Raw genomic sequence first — 20,452 nt, forward strand, 5'->3', positions numbered from 1 at the left:
AAGAGGGGAAACAGGGAGGACCAGCTGGCGGGTCGTTTTCAAAGAACCGAGTGATTCCCGCCACAACCCTGCTGCGCTGATGGGAGTTGGAGCCGACAGCGACAGGGGAGGCGGCGGCCAGCAGAGAGGGAGGGATCCATGGCGTGGAGCCACCGAACGCCCACCTTGCCGAGGCAAAGGCGGCGGTGGCCCCTTGCGGGCCATCAGCAGGGAAGAATGTCCTGGTCGAAGATGGAGGTGGGAATCGCCAGCGTGCAGCAGGCATTGGGAATGTCCACGATGCCGCTGATCCGGCCCTCCACGGGCGCACAGCTCAGCAGCAGGTAGGCCTGCTCACCGGTGTAGCCAAAGCGCTTGAGATACTCAATGGCGTTCAGGCAGGCGCGTCGGTAGGCGATGTGCACGTCCATGTAGTGCTGCTTGCCTTCGAATTCATCCACGGAGATGCCTTCGAACACCAGATAGTCGGTGAAGTGGGGCTCCACCGGGCTGGTCTTGAACATGGGATTGACCATCCCATACTTTTCGACGCCACCTTTGATGATCTCCACATGCAGATCCAGGTAGCCCGACATTTCAATCGCGCCACAGAAGGAGATTTCCCCATCGCCCTGGGAGAAGTGGATATCGCCCATCGAGAGCTTTGCGCCTTCCACATACACGGGGAAGTAGATGCGCGTGCCCTTGGTGAGGTTCTTGATGTCGCAGTTGCCTCCGTGCTCACGGGGCGGCACGGTGCGGGCCGCTTCATTGGCCACACGCTCGAAATCGGCGCTGGGCAGCGTGCCGAGGATGGCGCTGTTGGGGTTGGGCAGGGCCGCCAGCACGGGCTCGCTGCCGGAGAGGCCGGCGCCATAGGTGCGCCGATCCGGGGCCGTGTTCACCAGCTCGGTTTCGCGGCGGTTCCATTCCCGCAGCAGCTCGTGGGAGGGCGCACAACCGATCAGGCCGGGGTGGGTGATGCCGGCGAAACGCACACCGGGGATATGGCGCGATGAGGTGTAGATGCCTTCGAAATCCCAGATCGCTTTGGCTGCCTTGGGGAAGTGATCGGTGAGGAAGCCGCCGCCATTCTCTTTGGCAAAAATCCCGGTGAAGCCCCACTCATCTCCCTGCAGCGCACCCACATCAAGGATGTCAACCACAAGAATATCGCCAGGTTGAGCTCCATTCACCCAGATCGGGCCGCTGAGCACGTGCACCACTTCCAGGTTCACATCAGCGATATCCTGGGGGTCGTCATTGTCCTTGATCTGGCCATCCGTCCAGTCCTTGCATTCGATCCGGAAGACCTCACCAGGGTTGACAGAAACGACGGCGGGGATATCGGGATGCCAGCGGTTGTGGCCCGGCATGTCCTGTTGATCCATCGGCTTGGTGAGATCAACCTTGAACAGCGTTTTTGGCATCGCAAACGAGGCGTGGTTTCATCTCTATCGAAATCCACAGGTGGATTCGCGGAAGTGTCATCGGCTACCAGACCCACCCAGCTTGGCTGCGGCAACACAGGCGTGCATGCCGCAGCAGCACAGCACACAGCGGCGGCAGGATCTGCAGAGCCGATCCGTTATGTCGCTGGCCGCGCCGTGCTGTCGTTGAAGGTGCCGCGGCGGCAGAGATTGTCCTTGAGGCGGTCGGTCCAGGCTTGATGCGAGAGCACGCCCGTGCTGTCAACACCACCATCAAAATAATAAAGAATCTGCCAACGCGTAGCGGTGGAGAACTTTCCGGCGTCGACGAGATCTTTCAGTTCATTGCCGTAGAGGTTGTCATACGTCGGCCAGTTGGGCTCGTTCTCGATGCTGCAGACCGCATTGACCTGATACAGCCTGGCGCTGCTGTCGGGCTGACCCTCCGTCTGCACGCGCACCACGCCTTTGTACAGGCCGTTGGGCTGGCCTGGCACGAAGGCCTTGGCCAGGGTCACATTGGCCGTGCCCGCCCGCACCAGCAGATCACCAACCTTGGCCTGCTGAGCGGGTGTTTCGCCGGGAGTCGTGCGGCAGGCGCTCAGTCCCAAAGCTGCCACCACCAACGCTGCCGCTGCGCTCCAGGCCCGTGCGGACGCCAACCCCATCACCCAGCTCTGCACCGTGAAGCCTCAGAACATAGGCTCGCCGCCCATGGCGGCGGTGGCCGGCGGCGGCGAAGGTCACCCAGCTGCCAGCAGCCGGCGCCAGAACGCTTCCGGCTCCGGCTCCAGCGGCAGCGGGGACCCGTTCACACTCAAGGCCGGACGGCACCCGAGGCTGTTGATCAGCAGCACGGCACTGCCTGGGCCCAGGGGACACGGACCTTCGCGGACCAGGCCCAGCGCCAGGGCGCGGCCCCGCATCACCCCCGGCAGGCAGCCGCTGGCCAGGGGCGGCGTGAACCACTGGCCGTCACGCCGCACCAGCAGGTTGGCCGTGGTGGCGCAGCAGAGGCCGCCGGCCGTGCTCTCCAGCAGGGCATCGGCGGCGCCGGCGGCCCGGGCCTCACGCCGCGCCTCGATGGCGGGCCCGTAGGCGAAGGTTTTGCAGCGGCTCAGCAGGCTGGAGGCGTTGCGCCGCTCCCTGCGGCTGACAATCACCGGCACGGGGTCGAACTGCGGCGCCGCGGCCGTGAGCTGCAGCCAGAAGCGGGGCTGCAGTGATGGGGCACCGGGTGCCGGCAGCTCCACACCCCGCGGCCCCGTCGCCCCACCAGCGCCAGCCTCCACCGCCGGCGAGCCGCGGCTCCAGTTCAGGCGCAGCGCGCCGGTGTGGATGCCGCTGCGGGACACCGCCTCCGCCAGCAGGGCGCGCACCCGCTCATCGCCGGGGGGTGGCTCCATGCCCAACAGGGCGGCACTCTGCGACCAGCGCTGCAGGTGCGCGCTCAGCAGCAGCGGCTGCCCCGCTTCCACCAGCAGGGTTTCGAACAGACCGTCGGCCAGTTGCAGGCCCCGATCCGCCAGGGGCAGGGCCAGCTCGGCCGGTGCTCCCCAGAGCCCCGCCGCCCCCGGAGCGCCGATGGGCTCGATCCAGGCGATCGCCTGCATCAGCACCCTCCAGCTGCGGGGCCTGGCGCGACGGCCGCCAGCAGCGGGCCCAGCTTCCAGAGCAGCTCCTCGGCCTCCGCCGCCGGGTCGGAGTCGGCCACGATGCCGCAGCCGGCATGGGCGCGCAGGCGCCGCCCCCGCAGCATCAGGCTGCGGATCAGGATGTTGCTGTCGAAGCTGCCATCGGCGCCGAAGCGGAACAGAGCGCCGCAGTAGGGGCCGCGGGGCACGGGCTCCCGTTCGCTCAGGCGCTGGCAGGCACGCACCTTGGGGGCGCCGCTGATCGAGCCGCCCGGCCAGGAGGCGCGCAGCAGCTCCACCACGCTGCAATCGGCGCGCAGCTGCCCCTCCACCACCGAGGTGAGGTGGTGCACCTGCGGGTAGCTTTCCAGCCCCACCAGCTGGGGCACCTGGATCGAGCCCGGCACGCACACCCGGCCGAGGTCGTTGCGGAGCAGGTCCACGATCATCACGTTCTCGGCACGGTCCTTGGGGCTGGTGATCAGCTCGGCGGCGGCGGCGGCATCGGCTTCCGGATCGCCATGGCGCGGGCGGGTGCCCTTGATCGGCCGGGTTTCCACCCAGCCGGTGGCGCTCACCCGCAGAAAGCGTTCCGGGGACGCCGAGAGCACCGCCTCGTCGCCAGCCACCAGGAGGCCGGCGAAGGGCGCCGGGCAGGAGCGGCGCAGCCGGCCGTACAGGGCCAGCGGATCGGGGGGTGCGGCCAGGCTGGCCTCACAGCAGGCGGTGAGGTTGGCCTGGAACAGATCCCCGGCAGCGATCCAGCTGCGCAGGTCCGTCACCTGGCGGGCGAAGGTGGCGGGATCGGTGTGCCAGTGCCAGTGTTCTGCGGCCACACCGGGCCCGCTGCCGGGCGCAGGGCCTTCAGCCGGGTCAGCAGCTGAGCCAGCAGGCGTGTCGGCCGCCGGCACCAGGGCCGCGAGCCGCTCCGCCATCGCCGTCAGCCGGGCGGGATCCACCCCTTCCAGCTCCAGACGACGCTCCTGCAGATCGAAGCGCAGCACGGGGTCGTAGCGGCCTGCCCAGAGCAGGGCCGTATCGGGCGAGCGCCAGTGGGCGGCCGGCTCCACCCACGCCCCGGCCTCGTAGGCGAGCCAGCCGAGCCAGCTGCCGGGCCGTTCCCGCAGGCGCGCCAGGGCCGCAAAAGGATCGGTGGCATCCGGCTCGCCCGGCAGCCCCCGGCACACCACCTGCTCCAGCGGAGCCACACCCAGAAAGCCCCAACGCCCCAGCGCACTGCCATCGCCATCGAGCCAGGCGAGGCCATCGCCGCTGCCCGCAGCGGCCAGGGCAAGGGCCACCTCCCAGGGGTCGCGCCACGGCAGTGAGCGGCGCAGCAGCGGCGGCTGCGCCCCGGAACCCGGCGTCATGCCGACGGCCCGCCCAAGCTGCCGCCTCCATCGCTGGCCAGGTCCGGGCGGCCCGCCTCCCGCAGGGCGGCATCGCGGATGCGGCAGCTGTCGCAGCGCCCGCAGGGCCGGGCGCCGCCGGCGTAGCAACTCCAGGTGCGGGCGATCGGCACGCCCAGACGCAGCGCCTCCTGCACGATCCGGGTCTTGCTCCAGGTCACCAGGGGCGCCCACAGCCGGGCGCCGTGGCCCTCGCGGCCGCTCTTGCTGGCCAGATCAGCCAGCTGCTGGAAGGCGGCGAGGTAATCGGGGCGGCAATCGGGATAGCCGGAGTAGTCGATGGCGTTCACCCCCAGCACCAGCCGCTCGGCCCCGCGCGCTTCAGCCAGGCTCAGGCCGAGGGCGATGAACACGGTGTTGCGGCCCGGCACGTAGGTTGTGGGGATCACCCCCTCCTCCACACCGGCCACCGGCAGCGCCATGGCGGCATCGGTGAGGGCTGAGCCGCCCCAGGCCGCCAGGTTCACCGCCAGGGTGTGGTGCTCCGCCAGGGCCAGGTCGGTCGCCAGGGCGGCGGCCGCGGCCAGCTCCTGACGGTGACGCTGGCCGTAGTCGAGCGAGAGGCCGATCACGTGGTAGCCCGCTTCGATCGCCAGGGCCGCAGCGGTGGCCGAATCGAGGCCGCCGGAGAGCAGGGCGACCGCGACGGGTGGGGCGGCTGCACTCACGGCGAAGCAGGCGTGTCAGGCGTCACGGGCGGCGGCGCCGTGGGTGCGGAGGGCGCCACAGGGGGCTGGGTTGGGATGGCGGGTGGCGTCACCGGCTCAGCGGGCGGCGGCGACGTGGTGTCGCCGGGGTCGGTGGGCGGCGGCTGGGGCGGCTCCGGCGGCGGCGCATCGGCGCGCAACGACAGGGTGATCATCGCCGGGGCCACACCGTCGTTGGTGACCAGCAGCTGCACTTCGGTGCCCGGCACCGGCGGCAGGGTCACCACCCGCAGCGGGCCCTTCGGCTCCAGCAGGCTGCCGGCAGCGTTGTAGACGCTCATCTGCATCAACGGCGAGCCGTTGACACCGAGCACCAGCCGGTACCCCGCCGGCAGCCGGATCGGGAACAACCGCGCCCCACCGGCGCCGAGCGAAGCGGAGAGGGCCTTCACCTCGCCCGCTGTGGCCTGGATCGGTTCGATCTGCAGGGTTTCCAGCGTCTGCTCGCCGGCGGCATACCAGAGCTGGCGGAAGGGCTCGGCGGGGATGTCGGCGCCGGCGCGGCCGGGCAGCAACGCCTGGGCATTGCCGGAAATCAGCTGGCGCAGCACCGGCGGACTCACCCCCTGGGCGGCGAGCTGACGCTGGCGGGCCTCCCAGTCGGCGGTGGAAAAAGAGCCCAACCTGCGGCGGAGCGGCGGCGGCAGCTGCTCCACCCGGGCCAGCCATTCCTCCGCCAGGGCGTTCCACACCTTGCGCAGGGGGGCGTCCTCGATCGAGTCGTTGGGCAGACGGCCGCCACGCTCGGGGAACTGGGCCAGCAGGTTGGCGTCCACCAACCGCAGGAACCAGCTGCGGTTGATCTGCAGCGCCCGCAGGCGGTTCAGCAACTGCTGGCGCTGGTCGACCTCACCGGGGGGGAGGCTGGCGGTGAGCTCGCGGGGCTGTTCAGCCGGGCGATTGGCGGGGGCATCACTGCGGCCCAGCAGCCACCAGCCCGCGGTGATGCCCACCACAGCCGACACCACCAGGGCCACCACCACCGGCAAGAGCCGCCCTTCCACCGCCTCCTCCTTCTGCTGCTGCCGGCTGAGCGGCGGCATGGGCGGTGGCGGTGGCCGCCGCTCCACGACCCGGGGCTCGGGAGCCGGTGCTGCAGCCGCAGTGGCCGGCGCGGCCGTGAGGGGGGCGGCCGCAGAGTTGGTGGTGGAGGCAGCGGCCTGCTCGGCAGGCGCAGGATCGGCAGCGTCGCTGCCGGCCAGTCCCGGCGAAACGGCGGCGGGGGGCACGAGCATCAGGGTGCGATCGGCGCGGGCCACAGGGCCCGTGCTTTCCGGCATCGGCAGCGCCTGGAAGGCAACGAGGGCCTGCGGCGTGCTGGCAAAGCGGGCGGTGGGATCGGCACTGATCAGCCGCTCCAGGGCGGCGCGGAACGGGGGGTCGAGGCTGAGGCCGTCGGGCCAGCGCCAGGCCAGGCTCACCGGATCGAGCAGGGCGGCGGGATCCTCACCGCTGAGCAGCACCAACGCCACCACCCCCAGGCCGTGCAGGTCCATCCAGGGCAGCAGCGGAGCGCCGGCCACCTGCTCCGGCGGCGCATAGCCCGGGGTGGCGCCGGCGGCGGCCTGGCCGGGGCCGGTCCACCCGATGTCGAGCAGTACCGGCAGACCGTCGCGGTCACGGCGCAGCAGGTTGGCGGGGGTGAGATCGCCATGGCAGATCTCCTGGCCGTGCAGCACCGCCAGCACCGGCAGCAGCTGGCGCAGCAGCAGCAGCACCTCGCCGGGGCCGAACACCAGCTGGCGACCCCGCCGCGCCTCCAGCAGCTCCTGGTAGGTGCGCCCGTCCTGCCACTCGCGCACCAGCCAGAGCTGGCCGTCCCGCTGGATCGTTTCCCCGAAGCGGGGCACCTGGGGGTGGAGCAGGGCCTGCAGGCGGCTCCAGCCCGCCCGCGCCCCGGCCTGATCGAAGCCGGGCCCCAGCTGCCGCAGGGCCACGGGCGCCTCGCCGGCCAGCAGATCACTGGCGCGCCACAGCACCCCCTGAGGACCGCTGGCCACCTCCATCTCCAGGCGGTAGCGATCGGCGATCACCGCACCGGCGGCCGCACCGGGCTGGTCAGCCATGGGTGGGCCGGTCCTGCGTAATGCCATCCAGCAAGCCCCGTTCGGGCTGGCGCAGGCCGCGGCCGGCCAGCCAGTCGGCGTCGTAGAGGCGGGAGCGGTAGCGGTCGCCGCCGTCGCAGAGCACGGTCACGATCGTGTGGCCCGGACCGAGGCGCCGGGCGGTCTCTACCGCCGCGGCCACGTTGATGCCCACCGAGCCGCCCATGAACAGACCTTCGCGCCAGAGCAGCTGGTAGATGGTGTCGAGCGCGGCCTGGTCGTCGATGCGCACGGCGTCATCGATCGGGGCGCCCTCCAGATTGGCGGTGACGCGGCTGTTGCCGATCCCTTCGGTGATGGAGGTGCCCTCGGCCTGCAGCGCCCCGGCGGTGGCCCAGCTGTAGAGGGCACTGCCGTGGGGATCGGCCAGCACGCAGCGCACCTGGGAGGAGCGCTCCTTGAGGAAGAGGGCCACGCCGGCATAGGTGCCGCCGGTGCCCGTGGCCGACACCCAGGCGTCGATGCGGCCGCCCGTCTGCTCCCAGATCTCCGGACCGGTGCTGGCGTAGTGGGCGCGGCGGTTGGCCAGGTTGTCGAACTGATTGGCCCAGACGGCACCGGGCGTTTCGGCGGCGATGCGTCCCGAGAGCTTCACGTAGTTGTTGGGATCGCGGTACGGCACCGCCGGCACCGTGCGCACCTCGGCGCCGAGGCTGCGCAGCAGGCCGATCTTCTCGGCCGACTGGGTGTCCGGGATGACGATCAGAGCCTTGTAGCCGCGGGCATTGCAGAGGTGGGTGAGGCCGATGCCGGTGTTGCCGGCGGTGCCCTCCACCACGGTGCCGCCCGGGTCGAGGGCGCCGCTGGCTTCCGCCTCCAGCAGGATGCCCAGGGCAGCGCGGTCTTTCACCGATCCGCCGGGGTTCATGAACTCGGCCTTGCCGAGGATCTCGCAGCCGGTGAGCTCGCTGAGCAGCCCCAGCCGGATCAGCGGGGTGTTGCCCACCGCACCGACGAAGCCCTGGGTGGTTCCCGCCCGGGCGACGGCCATGGCCCTGCCGCTGCTGATCGAACCGGCGGTGCTGCCCATCGCGCCTGTGGGAGAAGAAATCGCTCTGGCGATGATCGTAGGGGCGGCAGCCCTGACGGCCGATTCCTTCTAGCCTCAGGCGAGCAGCCCTCTGGCCATGGCCTCCGCCGCCCCCACCGAGGCCCTGCTGCGGCGGCTTCATGCCGTGCGCGCCCACAGCGAGGCGCTGATCGCTGAGCTGGAGCCGGAAGATCTGTGCCTGCAGGGCATGGCGGACGCCAGCCCGCCCAAGTGGCACCTGGGGCACACCACCTGGTTCTTCGACACCTTCCTGCTCACGCCCCACCTGCCGGGTCATGAGCCGGCGGAGAGCCGCTGGAGCTTCCTGTTCAATTCCTATTACGACGCGATCGGGGCGCGCCACCCCCGGCCGCAGCGGGGACTGCTGAGCCGGCCACCCCTGGCGGCGGTGCTCGCCTGGCGGCGGCGGGTCGATGCGGGGCTGGAGGCCCTGGTGGAGCGGCTGAGCGCCGGGCCCGCCACGGCGGCGGCGCCGCTGTGGGAGCTGCTGGAGCTGGGTCTGCAGCACGAGCAGCAGCACCAGGAGCTGTTGCTGATGGATCTGCTCGACGGCTTCAGCCGCAACCCGCTGGAGCCGGCGGTGGAGCCCTCGGGCCGGGGTGCCGAAGCCACCTACGAAACGCTGGTGGCCGCCGCCGACGCCGCCCCCGCCAGCACCCCCAACCCGCCCGCGTCCGCCTGGCTGCACTGGCCGGGAGGGCTGGTGGAGATCGGTCACGCCGAGGCTGGCGCCGGCCCCGAGGGCCCGTCCGGCGCCTTCCATTTCGACAACGAAAGCCCCCGTCACCGCCAGTGGCTCGAACCCTTCGCGCTGGCCCCCCGGCTGGTGTCGAACGGGGAGTACGCCGCCTTCATCGCCGCAGGCGGCTACCGGCGGCCGGAGCTGTGGATGAGCGAGGGCTGGCAGGTCTGTCAGCAGCGCGGCTGGCAGGCGCCCCGCTACTGGCGCGGCAGCGGCGCCCCGGAGGGCTGGTCGTGGGAGTTCACGCTGGCGGGGCGGCGCCCCCTGCATCCGGCCGCGCCCGTGCGGCACCTCAGCTGGTTCGAAGCCGACGCCTATGCCCGCTGGGCCGAGGCCCGCCTGCCGAGCGAAGCGGAGTGGGAAGTGGCCGCCGCCACGCCACCCCAGGCGGGCGGCAGCGGCGAGCTGGAAGCCCTGCAGGGGGTGCTGTGGCAGTGGACGTCCAGCCCCTACCGTCCGTATCCGGGCTTCCGGCCCGCCGCCGGAGCGGTGGGCGAATACAACGGCAAATTCATGAGTTCCCAGATGGTCCTGCGCGGCAGCAGTTTCCTCACACCGCCGGGCCACGGCCGCCTCACCTACCGCAACTTCTTTCCGCCCGCGAGCCGCTGGCTGGCCGGCGGCCTGCGCCTCGCCCGGGACGGCCGATGAGCGCCCCCTCCGCTGCCCTCCAGCGCGGGCCGGCCGCCGTCGACCTGCTCGACCTCCATCCCGTCGCCGCCGACATGCGGCGGCTGGTGGTGGAGGGCCTGTCGCGCAGCCCCCGCCAGCTGCCCGCCTGGTTCCTCTACGACGCCGAGGGCTCGCGCCTGTTCGACCGCATCTGCGAGCAGCCGGAATACGCACTCACCGCCACCGAAACCGCCCTGCTGGAGCGGGAGGCGCCGGCCATGGCGGCGGCGCTCGGCGCCGGCGTGCCGGTGGAATTCGGCGCCGGCAGCGCCCGCAAGGTGTCGCCGCTGCTGGAGGCCCTGGCACCACCGGCCTATGTGGCGCTCGACATCAGCTCCGAGCACCTCGCCGGTGCCTGCCGGGCACTGCAGGCCCGCCATCCGGCCATTCCCGTGCTCGGCATCTGCTGCGATTACAGCCAGCTGCTCACCCTGCCGGCCCACCCCCTGCTCGATGGCCAGCGGCTGCTGGGCTTCTACCCGGGCAGCTCGCTCGGCAACTTCGCCCCCAGCGAAGCGGTGGCCCTGCTGCGTCAGTTCGCCCGGCTGCTGGGGCCCGAGGGTCGTCTGTTGATCGGCATCGACCAACCCCGCGCCGCGGCCCAGCTGGAGGCCGCCTACGACGATGCCGCGGGCTGGTCGGCCGCCTTTGCCCGCAACCTGCTGGTGCGGCTCAACCGGGAGCTGGGGGGCAACTTCGTGCCGGAGCGCTTCCGCTACCGCGCCCACTGGCAGCCGCAGCAGAGCCGCATCGAGATGGCGCTGGTGAGCACCTGCCACCAGGTGGTGGACGTGGCGGGCCGGCGCTGGCCGTTCGCCGCCGGCGAGGCGCTGATCACCGAGCACAGCCACAAGTACGACCCCGCGGCCTTCACGGCCCTGGCGGCGGCGGCCGGCTGGCGGGCCCTGGCGCGCTGGGCCGATCCCGGCGAGAGCTTCAGCCTGCACCTGCTCGCCCCGCAGGCGCCAGGCAGACTTGAACCAGTCGAGGCCAGCCGATGAGCCGGGAAGACCAACGCAAGGCGATGCGCACCACGCGCGAGCAGTTGATCGCCGAGCTCGAGGAGCTCTACCGCCAGGCCTTCGATCGCATCGGCAGCGAAGACCTGGGCGAAGGGGCGATCGCCCGCCTCACCCAGCTGCTGCTGCGCTCCCGCGATGGCGCGATCACTCCGTTGCAGGAAGAGATCGAGGCGCCGCTGATCACGCGGGCACCGGAATGAAGGGTGGGTCGTGGCGGGGGCAGCGGCCATGAGCGGCAGCTGGTTCGAGCAGCTGGAGGCGCAGCTGGAGCAACAACTGGAGGCGTTCCTCAGCAGCCGCCCCGAGCAGCGCCAGCTGCTGGAGGAGGAGGAGCAGCGGGAACGGCAGCAGCGGCTGAAGCGGCGGCAGCTGGAGGTGCAGGCGGAGGCGGAACGGCTGCGGCGCGCCCTGCTGGAGCTGGCCACCGAGATCACCCAGTGGCAGGGGCGGGTGGAGCGGGCCCGGGCCGCCGGCGCCAGCGCGCTGGCCGACCAGGCCGAAGCCCGGCTGCGGCAGCTGATGGGTCTGGGCCGCGACCGCTGGCAGGCCCTCAGCAGCCTGGGCGATGAGTTCCGCCGCCTGGACGCCGACCTGGCGGCCCTGCAACGGGAGCAGGAGCAACAGGCGGCTACCGCCGCAGCCTCAGGCGCGCCTGCGCAAGCTGGGTCGGGGGAACGCGGGCCGGGCCCGGCTGGAGCGACCCCGGGCAGCCAGGCAGAGGCGGCAGGAGCAGCAGCGGCGGCAGCTTCCTCCCCCGCCACGCCGCTCGATCCGATCGAGCTGGAAGCCGCCTGGTCGGCGTTTGAGGCGCAGCAGGAGCTGGAGCAGCTGCGCCGCCGCCACGGCACCCCGCCGGTCTGAGCCGGCCGCCATGGGATTCCTTCTCTCCAAGCTGCTGCCGCTGCTGCTCTACCCGCTGGGGCTGGCCATCGGCCTGCAGGCGATCGCCCTGGCGGGGCGTCGCCGCCGCTGGAGCCCCTGGCTGAGTGGCGGCAGCCTGGCGTTGCTGTGGATCAGTGCCCTGCCGTTCACGGCCCGGCAGCTGGTCTGGGGCCTGGAGGAGCGCAGCGCCGCCCTCACCCCCAGCCCGCTACCCACCGCCGACGCCGTGATCGTGCTGGGCGGCGGCCTGCAGCCCCAGCTGGCGCCCCGCACCAGCGTGGAGGTGAACGAGGCGGGCGACCGCCTGCTCACCGGCGTGCGGCTGCTGCAGGCCGGCAAGGCGCCGCTGCTGCTGCTGAGCGGCGGCAGGGTGACCTTCCGCAGCGCCAACCCGGCGCCGGCGGAGGCTGAAACGGCGCGGCGGCTGGCACTGGAGCTCGGCGTGCCGGAGGGGCGCCTGCTGCTCAGCGATCAGGCCCGCACCACCGCGGAAGAGGCCCTGGCGCTGCGTGCGATCGGCCAGGCCCGGGGCTGGCGTTCAGTGCTGCTGGTCACCAGCGCGATGCACATGCCCCGCTCGTTGGCCACGTTTCAGCGCCGCTCAGGGCTCCAGGTGTTGCCGGTGGCCTGCGACTACCTGCTGCCGGCCCGCAGCGCGACCGGAAGCCCGACCGCCGCCTCGCTCCTGATCGAGCTGCTGCCTGAAGCGGGCGCCCTTCAGCTCACCACCCAGGCGCTCAAGGAGCACCTTGGGCTGCTGGTGTACCGCCTGCGGGGCTGGAGTTGAAGGCAGGGATGGGGCGCAGACGGGCTTGCGGCGGCCAACCAGGGCGGCAGCTACTTCTTGGGCGCCGGTGGCACCAGGCTCACACCTTCGGGCGGCGGCGTGGGATCGGGATCGGCGATCAGCATGTGCTGGAGCACGATCTCGGGACGTTCACTGTCGCGCCAACGAATCCTGTAAGCCGGCATCTTGGTGCCGCGGCTGGTGGTCTGCTCCACAGGCTCCATCACCCAACCGCGACGGGAGCGGCCCTGAGGGTTGCGCTTGACCACCGCATCTGCGTGCTTGAAGCGGAATCCAACGCGCTCACCGCTCATGGGCCAAGGTCAGTGCCAACGTGACCCCATTATCCACTTTGCCCTTCAAGCTCCAGTGGAACCGGCCTCTGGACGCAAGAGCGGGAAGGCGATCACATCACGGATGCTGGGGCTGTCGGTGAGCAGCATGGCCAACCGGTCGATGCCGATGCCCAGCCCGCCGGTGGGGGGCATGCCCACCTCAAGAGCTTGGAGGAAATCCTCATCCACCCCCTGCGCCTCCAGGTCGCCGGCAAGGCGACGCTCCTGCTGGGCCTCCAGGCGCCGGCGCTGATCGACGGGATCGATCAGCTCGCTGAAGGCGTTGGCGGTTTCACGGCCCACGATGAACAGCTCGAAACGCTCCACCAGGCCGGGCTTGCTGCGGTGCGTGCGCGCCAACGGTGAGATCTCCACCGGGTAATCGAGCACGAAGGTGGGCTGGATCAGGCTGGCTTCCACCCGCTGTTCGAAGGCCTCGTTGAGCAGACGACCCACGCTGTCAGCGGCGGCGGGCACCTCCAGCCCAGCGGCGGCCATGGCGGCGGCGGCCTGCTCACGGCTGGCGAAGCCGTTGAAATCGAGCCCGGTGGCCTGCTCCACCAGCTCATGCATGGTGGCCCGGCGCCAGGGAGGCGTGAGATCGATCGCCACGCCCTGATACATGAGGGCGGTGGTGCCGCACACCTGCTCGGTGACGTCCGCGATCATCTGCTCGGTGAGCGCCATCATGTCGGTGTAATCGGCATAGGCCTGATACACCTCCACCGAAGTGAATTCGGGGTTGTGGCGTGTGCTGATGCCTTCGTTGCGGAAGATGCGGCCCAGTTCGTAGACCCGCTCGAAGCCCCCCACCACCAGCCGCTTGAGATGCAGCTCGGTGGCGATGCGCAGGAACAGCGGCAGATCGAGGGCGTTGTGGTGGGTGCAAAAGGGACGGGCGTCGGCACCACCGGCCTCCAGATTCAGCACCGGCGTCTCGATTTCGAGGAAGTCGCGGGCATCGAGCCAGCGGCGGATGCCGCTCACCAGACGGGCACGGCGGCGAAAGGTTTCGCGGGTGTGCGGCGAAACGATCAGATCGAGGTAGCGCTGGCGGTAGCGCTTCTCCACATCCGCCAGGCCATGCCATTTATCGGGCAGGGGCTGCAACGACTTGCAGAGCATGTCCCAGGCCGTCACCTTCACCGACAGCTCACCCCGGTCGGTGCGGCGCAGCGTGCCGTGCACACCGATCAGATCGCCGGCATCCACCAGCGAGGTGATCTGAGCAAAGGCCTCGGGCTGCTCGGGCCATGCCGCCAGCAGGTGGGCCTTCTCGATGAACAGCTGAATCGGACCGCTTTCATCCACCAGGGTGAAGAAAGCGAGCTTGCCCATCACCCGGCGGGTCATCACCCGACCGGCCACGGCCACGGCCACGGCACGCTCCTCGCCGTTGGGCAGGTCGGCGTGCTCCTGCTGCAGGGCAGCGGTGCGGTGGCTGGGCTCGAAGCGCAGGGCATAGGGGCCCTGACCGAGGGCCGCCAGGGCCTGGCCCTTCTCGAAGCGGGCCTGCTCCAGGCGGTTGACGGGGTGCTCCGGCAAGGCGACGAACAGGGGACGGAAGGAACCATCCTGCAGGAGCGCAGGCGGCGGGCCTAAGCGGTGACGGCGACCAGGGGATCGAGCATCCGTTGCGAGGCGTAGCCGGTGCCGCGCACGGTGAGGATCAGCTCGGGGTTGCGGGGGTCGGGTTCGAGCTTGCCGCGCAGGCGGGCCACATACACATCCACAACGCGCAGATCCGCGGCGCGGCGCGGCGGGTAGCCCCACAGCTGCTCAAGGATCTCGGCGCGCGGCACCACCCGGCCGGGCTCGCGGAACAGCAGCTCCAGCAAGCTGAATTCGGTGTAGGTGAGGCCGATGCGCTCACCGGCGCGGGTCACCTGACGGCGGTTGGTGTCCACTACCAGGTCTCCGATGCGCATCACACCCTGGCCGGCGGGGATGTCGCGGGGTTCGCTGTTGGCGGATCCACGCCCCACCCGCCGCAGGATCGTGGAGATGCGGGTTTCGAGTTCCTTGGGGCTGAACGGCTTGGGCAGGTAGTCGTCGGCGCCGAGATCAAGGCCGGCCACCCGCTCGGCGATCGCATCAAGAGCCGAGAGGAAGATGATCGGCACGCAGGATTCGGCCCGCAGGCGCCGGCATACCGCAAAGCCGTCCAGCTTCGGCAGCATCACGTCGAGCACGACGAGGTCGGGCTGCTCCTGATGGAACAGGGTGAGGGCCTCCTCCCCATCCTCGGCGCAGAGGACGCGGTAGCCCGCGAGCTGCAGGCGCATCACCAGCACGCGGCGCACGGCGGCCTCGTCGTCGACGACAAGCAGGGTGGCCTTGGGTGCTGTCCGCGTGTCCTGAACCACCGCCTCCGCCTTGGCTTGCCGAGGCTGCGTGTCCAGTGGCATCACAGGAACAGTCGTGAAGAAAAATCACCCTACCTGTCAGCTTGTACGCATGGAGAGCAGAAGGCGCACGTCAGGGAGTAGCAGCGCCAAGACTTAATGATTTTTCAATAGTTGCAGCGGCGCCGGCAGCCACCCGTCAGCACCATTCTCACCAAGCCCATCGGTGGCCTCGCCGTGCGGCGCGGTGGCCACGCCGCACGGCGAGGCCAGGGCTCAGGGCCAGCGACCTTCCGCGTAGAGGTTCCATTCCCGCTCCGCCGCCAGCACGGCCGCATCGCTGCTGATCTGGCCAAGCATGGCGCGCTGGAGCTGGCGGTAGATGATCGCCTGCAGCCGCTTCACGCCGGGGTTGGCGGGCACCAGCACCCGTGCGCGCCCCAGCGTTTCAGCCGATTCCAGGCGTGCCGCATGCACAAGCGCCTGCTGGGGATCGGCAGGCGTGTCCCGCCGCAGCTGTTGCTCGATCGTGGTTAGCGCCTGCCGGGCCGAGGGGAGCACCCGCGCCTGCTCAGCGAAGCGGGCCTGATTGCTGGCGTTGGTGAGGAACAGGGCAAAGCTCACCGCTTCCTTGGGCATGGCGCTCTGGCGCGGCACCGCCAGGTTCATGACCGCCACGTTGGCGGTGCCGTCAGGGCCGGTGAGCGGCGGGTGGGGTTCGGTGACGGCAGCGATCCCCGGGGCGTTGGTCTGGATGCTGCGCAGGAACTCGGCGCCGCTGGCCAGCATCGCCAGCTCACCGCCCTGGTAGAGCTCGATCGCACGCCGGTAGCCCTGGCTCACCACTTCACGCGGCAGCAGGCCACGGCGGTAGAGATCGGTCCAGAAGGCGAAGGCCCGCCGGCCCGCCGGGCTGTTGAAGGCCGCCCGTTGGCGGTCATCGGTGAGGGTCACACCCATCTGCACCATCGACTCCAGCAGCTCGGCCGAGTCATCCGGCACCACCGTGACGAACAGCGCATGGCGGCCGGTGCGCCGTTTCACCGCTTCAGCGAAAGCCGGCACCTCCTCCCAGCGGCGCGGTGGGTCGGCGTATCCGGCCCGCTTCAGCAGGTCGCGGTTGGCGAGCGTGATGCGCGCCGTGAGGTACCAGGGGATCGCGAACTGTCCATCCGCGTTGCGGCTGGCTGCCCAGATGCGCTGCAGATAGATCTCTGAAGCCCCAGGCGGCAGCAGTGGATCGAGGTCGAGCAGCCCCCCCTTGCTGGCCAGGTTGGCGGCGAACAGCGGGTTGAGGTTCACCACGTCGGGCGCGGTGCGGGCGTAGACCGCCGCCAGCAGCTTGCGCTCCACCGATCCCCAGGGGATGTCGGTCCAGCGCACCGTGATGCCCGGGTTCTCCTTCTCCCAGGCGGCGATCACCTCGGTGAGATAGGCGTCGAACTTGGGGGAGAGATCGAGCGTCCAGACGTTCAGCTGGCGCCCCTGGCTGCGCGGACCGCCGCAGCCCGCCAGCACCGCCGCCAGCAGGGTCAGCACGGCACGCCGCCGCCAGCGCCCCCGGATCCCCTCGGTCAGCCCCCGCATCGCTTCAGCCCCTCGATGGTGCGTTCTGCTGCCGCCAGAGCAACAGCAGCAGCGAACAGATCATCGGCGCCAGCAGACCGGTGAGCAGGGTCTGGGTCAGCAGGGTGCGCAGGCTGCCGGCGAGAGGCAGCTGGGGGGGTAGGCCCAGCCGCTGCAGGATCAAGCTGAGCCCCAGCAGAAAGGTGCCGATCAGGGCCAGGAGCCCGAGGCTGAAGCTGCGCTCGAGCGGCGGTCCCTTGCGGCCGAGCCTCCCCCACCACCAACCCAGCAGCACCAGCGCCGGAATCTGGGTGGCGCCATCGAGGGTGAGGGCGTCGAGCAACAGCCCCAGCCCCAGCCCGGCCAGGGCACCGGAGACCGGCCCATCGCTGATCGCCCAGGGCAGAAGCCACAGCACCGCCCAGCTGGGTGGTGCCCCCGAGAGGCGCAGCAGCGCGGGAGAGGCCAGCGTGAGCCAGGGCACGAGCAGAGCGCTGGCCACAAACCAGGGGTGGCGGTGCAGCTTGCCCACCATTCAGGGCGCCGCCTGCCGGGGCTGCACCAGCACCTGCACCCAGTCGATCGCTTCCACCGGCGCACTGAGCTGCACCACCGCCGTGGGCGCCGGCACGGCCTTTTCATCCACCGACTGGATCACGCCGACGCTCATCCCCGGCGGCACCAGCGTGCTGGCCGGCGAGGTGACCACGACATCACCTGGGCGCACCTGCGGATCCTTCACCAGAAAACGCAGCTCGGGCCGGCTGCCGTTCACGCCGGTGAGCAGGCCCATGCTCTGGGTGCGCCCCACCCACACGCCGATGCGGCTGGAGGAATCGGTAAGCAGGGCCACCCGCGCGGTGGTGGGGGTGACGCTGGCCACCCGGCCCACCAGGCCGCCCGGGCCCACCACCGCATCGCCGCGGCGAATCCCCTGAAGCTCACCGGCGCCGAGCACCAACTGCTTCCACCAGCCCTCGGGTTCGCGCGAGATCACCGCCGCCGTGACCTCCTGGGGGTTGGCCCGCTGCAGACCCAGCAGGGTGCGCAGGCGCCGGTTGTCCTGCTCCAACTGGGCCAGTCGGCTGCGCTGGTCGAGCTGCTGGGCTGACTGCAACCACTCGCGCTGGGCCGTGCCGGGCCAGAACGGACGGCTGACCAGCGCGTAGGCATCCGTGAGGAAGGCCCCCTTGCTGAGGCGGACCCCCACCAGCGCCAGCAGCAGCAGCCACCAGGGCCAGGCCTGGATCACCCGTTGCAGCGAGGGGACGCGCGGCAGGCGCCCGAACGGCATGGATTTCAGGAGGACAGACGGGAGAAGTCAGGCGTGTCGAGCACGCGCTCCAGGCGCTTGTAGTCCTCCAGCACCTGGCCGCAGCCACTGACCACGCAGAGGAGCGGGTCCTGGGCCACGTGGGTGAGGATCCCGGTTTCGTGGCTGATCAGCTCGCTGATGCCGCGCACCAGGGCACCACCGCCGGCCAGCATGATGCCGCGATCGACGATGTCGGCGGCGAGCTCGGGCGGGGTGCGCTCAAGGGTGCGCTTCACCGCCTCCACGATCACGTTGAGCGGTTCGGCCATCGCTTCACGGATGTCACCGGAGCGCACGTTGATGGTGCGGGGCAGGCCGGAGAGCAGGTGCAGCCCGCGCACGTCCATCGAGGTCTCGTCGTGGGCGTCGTCGGGGAAAGCGGAGCCGATGCGGATCTTGATGTCTTCGGCGGTGCGCTCGCCCACCACCAGGTTGTGGACCTTCTTGAGGTACACGCCGATGGCCTCGCTGATCTCATCGCCGGCCACCCGCACCGACTCGCTGAGCACGGTGCCACCGAGACTGAGCACCGCCACCTCGGTGGTGCCGCCCCCGATGTCGACGATCATGGTGCCCACCGGCTCCGTGACCGGCAGGCCGGCGCCGATCGCGGCCGCCACCGGCTCATCGATCAGGTGCACTTCGCGGGCACCGGCCAGGCCGGCCTCACGCACGGCGCGGCGTTCCACGCCGGTGACGCCGCTGGGAATGCCGATCACCAGACGGGGCGCCACGATGCCGCGGCCCTCGTTCCCCTTCTGGATGAAGGTCTTGATCATCTGCTCGGCGGCGTCGAAGTCGGCGATGACTCCGTCGCGCAGGGGGCGCACGGCGCGGATGTTGCCCGGGGTGCGGCCGAGCATGAGCTTCGCTTCATCCCCCACAGCCAGGGGCACACCCCGCTCAAGATCGAGCGCCACCACGGAAGGCTCCTGCAGCACGATGCCCTTGCCGGACACGTACATCAGTGTGTTGGCCGTTCCCAGGTCGATGCCGATGTCGCGTGAGAGCTGGAAACGTCGAAAGAACACGTAGGAGCACCTGAGCGGTTGCGATCATAGGAGCGGGATCTGGCGGCCACCCCCCCGACGGTGGCGGTGGTACATCCGGGTGGAACGGGGGAACCTTCAGGGAGAAGCGGCCTGCGGCACCTTGAGGCAACGGGGCGCATCATTGGTTCAACAACTCCACTTTTTTCAACGACAGGACAATCCATGGGTGTGAATTCCGTGACGCTGGTGGGCCGTGCCGGCCGTGATCCCGAGGTGCGCTACTTCGAATCCGGCAGCGTGGTCGCCAACCTGACCCTCGCGGTCAACCGCCGCAGCCGCGACGACGAACCGGACTGGTTCAACCTCGAGATCTGGGGCAAGCAGGCCCAGGTGGCCGCCGACTACGTCAAGAAGGGGTCGTTGCTGGGGATCATCGGCAGCTTCAAGCTCGACCGCTGGACCGACCGCACCACCGGTGAGGAGCGCACCAAGCCGGTGGTGCGGGTCGACCGACTCGAACTGCTGGGCTCCAAACGTGACGCCGACCAGGGCGCCTACGACGACGGCGGCGGCGCTGGCGGCGGTTTCGGGGGCGGCGGCTATGGCGGCGGCTTCGGTGGTGGCGAGCCGAGCAGCGAGGAAGTTCCGTTCTGAGCCGCCTGCAAGGGCGTTGCCTTCAGCCGGAAGGTGGTCTTGGGCGGCTGGGCGCCTGCGTGGCTTCCCCAGGGACTGAGCCTCAGTGGCTGTCCTGGCGCTTTTTCCAGATGCGCAGCCCCAGCCAGGCGCCGGTGGCCAGCACGGCGAGCACCAGCACCACCTTGATCACCCGGGCCACCGGTTGGATCCACAGCTCCACGTTGCTGTAGCCCTCGCCCAGCAGCATGCCCGCCACTGTCAGCAGCAGGGTCCAGATCAGGCTGCCGGCCGTGGTCCAGATCAGGAAGGGCACCATCGGCATCATCTCGATGCCGGCAGGCACGGAGATCAAAGTGCGGATGCCGGGCACCAGCCGACCCCAGAACACCAGGGCGGTGCCATGGCGGCTGAACCAGGTGCGGCTGCGGTGCAACTCCTGCGGGCTGATGCCGATCCAGCGCCCATGGCGCGAGAGCCAGTGCTCGATGCGTTCCTCGTTCACCAGACGCCCCACCCCGTACCAGGGCAGGGCGCCGAGCACGGTGCCGAGCAATCCGGCCAGCACCACCGGAATCAGGCTGAGCTGACCCTGCTGCACATAGAAGCCCCCCAGAGGCATGATCAGCTCGGAGGGGATCGGCGGGAAGAGGTTCTCGAGGAACATCGCCGCAAAGATCGCCGCATAGCCGGCCATTGGGTTGGCCTCCACCGCCGAGCCGATCAGCTCGGGCAGTTGCTGAACCAGTTCGATGGCCATGCCGGCGGGCTCGTGATCGGGAAAGTCTTCCACGCTGGCGTGGAGGTTGCCCGATGCTCAGGGAAGCGCCTTGCCGGCGAGGCCAT

General features: G+C 70.5%; 21 protein-coding genes. 6 read left to right on the forward strand and 15 right to left on the reverse strand.

The window, feature by feature from the left end:
* Positions 1-203 precede the first annotated feature (203 nt).
* The 7 genes from fmdA to KQ303_RS06860 form a co-directional block, all read right to left on the reverse strand.
* Positions 204-1,409 carry a formamidase gene (gene fmdA, locus KQ303_RS06830; RefSeq protein ID WP_094513897.1) on the reverse strand — a complete coding sequence of 402 codons (1,206 nt, stop codon included), beginning with the start codon at positions 1,407-1,409 and terminating at the stop codon, positions 204-206.
* A 158-nt stretch (positions 1,410-1,567) separates the two neighbouring features.
* Positions 1,568-2,032, reverse strand: coding sequence for a hypothetical protein (locus KQ303_RS06835; RefSeq protein WP_259729740.1), 465 nt, complete (start codon positions 2,030-2,032; stop codon positions 1,568-1,570).
* A gap of 120 nt (positions 2,033-2,152) precedes the next feature.
* On the reverse strand, positions 2,153-3,022 hold the full coding sequence (locus KQ303_RS06840; RefSeq protein ID WP_259729723.1) for an aminotransferase class IV: 870 nt from the start codon (positions 3,020-3,022) through the stop codon (positions 2,153-2,155).
* Positions 3,022-4,413, reverse strand: a complete 1,392-nt coding sequence (locus KQ303_RS06845) for an anthranilate synthase component I family protein (protein ID WP_259729724.1) — start codon at positions 4,411-4,413, stop codon at positions 3,022-3,024. Before KQ303_RS06845 ends, KQ303_RS06840 begins: the two co-directional genes overlap by 1 nt.
* The gene (gene queC / locus KQ303_RS06850; RefSeq protein WP_259729725.1) at positions 4,410-5,120 is read right to left on the reverse strand and encodes a 7-cyano-7-deazaguanine synthase QueC; all 711 of its coding nucleotides are present in this window, start codon (positions 5,118-5,120) and stop codon (positions 4,410-4,412) included. The genes KQ303_RS06845 and queC overlap by 4 nt, the downstream gene beginning before the upstream one ends.
* Positions 5,117-7,225 (reverse strand): protein kinase domain-containing protein, encoded by a 2,109-nt coding sequence (locus tag KQ303_RS06855; protein ID WP_259729726.1) that lies wholly within the window; start codon positions 7,223-7,225, stop codon positions 5,117-5,119. The genes queC and KQ303_RS06855 overlap by 4 nt, the downstream gene beginning before the upstream one ends.
* Positions 7,218-8,255, reverse strand: coding sequence for a cysteine synthase A (locus tag KQ303_RS06860; protein ID WP_259729727.1), 1,038 nt, complete (start codon positions 8,253-8,255; stop codon positions 7,218-7,220). The genes KQ303_RS06855 and KQ303_RS06860 overlap by 8 nt, the downstream gene beginning before the upstream one ends.
* Before the next feature lie 136 nt (positions 8,256-8,391).
* On the opposite strand from KQ303_RS06860, the gene egtB reads away from it, so the two are divergent.
* From egtB to KQ303_RS06885, 5 genes are read left to right on the forward strand one after another with little or no spacing between them, the layout of a single operon-like run.
* A complete protein-coding gene (egtB, locus tag KQ303_RS06865) occupies positions 8,392-9,708 on the forward strand; it encodes an ergothioneine biosynthesis protein EgtB (RefSeq protein ID WP_259729728.1) in 1,317 nt (438 codons plus the stop codon).
* Entirely contained in the window at positions 9,705-10,730 is a 1,026-nt protein-coding gene (gene egtD, locus KQ303_RS06870) for an L-histidine N(alpha)-methyltransferase (RefSeq protein WP_259729729.1), read from the forward strand. The genes egtB and egtD overlap by 4 nt, the downstream gene beginning before the upstream one ends.
* Complete coding sequence (locus tag KQ303_RS06875; RefSeq protein ID WP_094513910.1) at positions 10,727-10,951, forward strand: hercynine metabolism small protein; 225 nt, start codon at positions 10,727-10,729, stop codon at positions 10,949-10,951. The genes egtD and KQ303_RS06875 overlap by 4 nt, the downstream gene beginning before the upstream one ends.
* Before the next feature lie 10 nt (positions 10,952-10,961).
* A complete protein-coding gene (locus tag KQ303_RS06880) occupies positions 10,962-11,612 on the forward strand; it encodes a hercynine metabolism protein (protein ID WP_259729730.1) in 651 nt (216 codons plus the stop codon).
* A gap of 10 nt (positions 11,613-11,622) precedes the next feature.
* The gene (locus tag KQ303_RS06885) at positions 11,623-12,420 is read left to right on the forward strand and encodes a YdcF family protein (protein WP_259729731.1); all 798 of its coding nucleotides are present in this window, start codon (positions 11,623-11,625) and stop codon (positions 12,418-12,420) included.
* A 50-nt stretch (positions 12,421-12,470) separates the two neighbouring features.
* Here the strand turns inward: KQ303_RS06885 and KQ303_RS06890 are convergent, their stop codons facing one another.
* From KQ303_RS06890 to KQ303_RS06920, 7 genes are all read right to left on the reverse strand, one after another.
* Entirely contained in the window at positions 12,471-12,734 is a 264-nt protein-coding gene (locus KQ303_RS06890; protein WP_048016474.1) for a hypothetical protein, read from the reverse strand.
* A 45-nt stretch (positions 12,735-12,779) separates the two neighbouring features.
* Positions 12,780-14,300, reverse strand: coding sequence for a lysine--tRNA ligase (gene lysS / locus KQ303_RS06895; protein ID WP_259729732.1), 1,521 nt, complete (start codon positions 14,298-14,300; stop codon positions 12,780-12,782).
* A gap of 53 nt (positions 14,301-14,353) precedes the next feature.
* Positions 14,354-15,163 carry a response regulator transcription factor RpaB gene (rpaB, locus tag KQ303_RS06900; protein ID WP_259729733.1) on the reverse strand — a complete coding sequence of 270 codons (810 nt, stop codon included), beginning with the start codon at positions 15,161-15,163 and terminating at the stop codon, positions 14,354-14,356.
* A 213-nt stretch (positions 15,164-15,376) separates the two neighbouring features.
* Positions 15,377-16,687 carry an ABC transporter substrate-binding protein gene (locus KQ303_RS06905; RefSeq protein ID WP_255100546.1) on the reverse strand — a complete coding sequence of 437 codons (1,311 nt, stop codon included), beginning with the start codon at positions 16,685-16,687 and terminating at the stop codon, positions 15,377-15,379.
* A 4-nt stretch (positions 16,688-16,691) separates the two neighbouring features.
* Entirely contained in the window at positions 16,692-17,198 is a 507-nt protein-coding gene (locus KQ303_RS06910; RefSeq protein ID WP_094514032.1) for a rod shape-determining protein MreD, read from the reverse strand.
* A gap of 3 nt (positions 17,199-17,201) precedes the next feature.
* Positions 17,202-17,960, reverse strand: coding sequence for a rod shape-determining protein MreC (mreC, locus tag KQ303_RS06915; RefSeq protein ID WP_255100545.1), 759 nt, complete (start codon positions 17,958-17,960; stop codon positions 17,202-17,204).
* A gap of 5 nt (positions 17,961-17,965) precedes the next feature.
* Entirely contained in the window at positions 17,966-19,012 is a 1,047-nt protein-coding gene (locus KQ303_RS06920; protein WP_094513920.1) for a rod shape-determining protein, read from the reverse strand.
* 183 nt (positions 19,013-19,195) lie between these two features.
* Here KQ303_RS06920 and KQ303_RS06925 point away from each other — a divergent pair, with 183 nt between their 5' ends.
* On the forward strand, positions 19,196-19,627 hold the full coding sequence (locus KQ303_RS06925) for a single-stranded DNA-binding protein (RefSeq protein WP_255100544.1): 432 nt from the start codon (positions 19,196-19,198) through the stop codon (positions 19,625-19,627).
* 82 nt (positions 19,628-19,709) lie between these two features.
* Here the strand turns inward: KQ303_RS06925 and KQ303_RS06930 are convergent, their stop codons facing one another.
* A complete protein-coding gene (locus KQ303_RS06930) occupies positions 19,710-20,366 on the reverse strand; it encodes a DedA family protein (protein ID WP_259729734.1) in 657 nt (218 codons plus the stop codon).
* Between the last annotated feature and the right edge of the window lie 86 nt (positions 20,367-20,452).

The sequence above is a fragment of the Synechococcus sp. CS-1333 genome (assembly GCF_025128015.1).
Classification (GTDB): Bacteria; Cyanobacteriota; Cyanobacteriia; order PCC-6307; family Cyanobiaceae; genus MW101C3.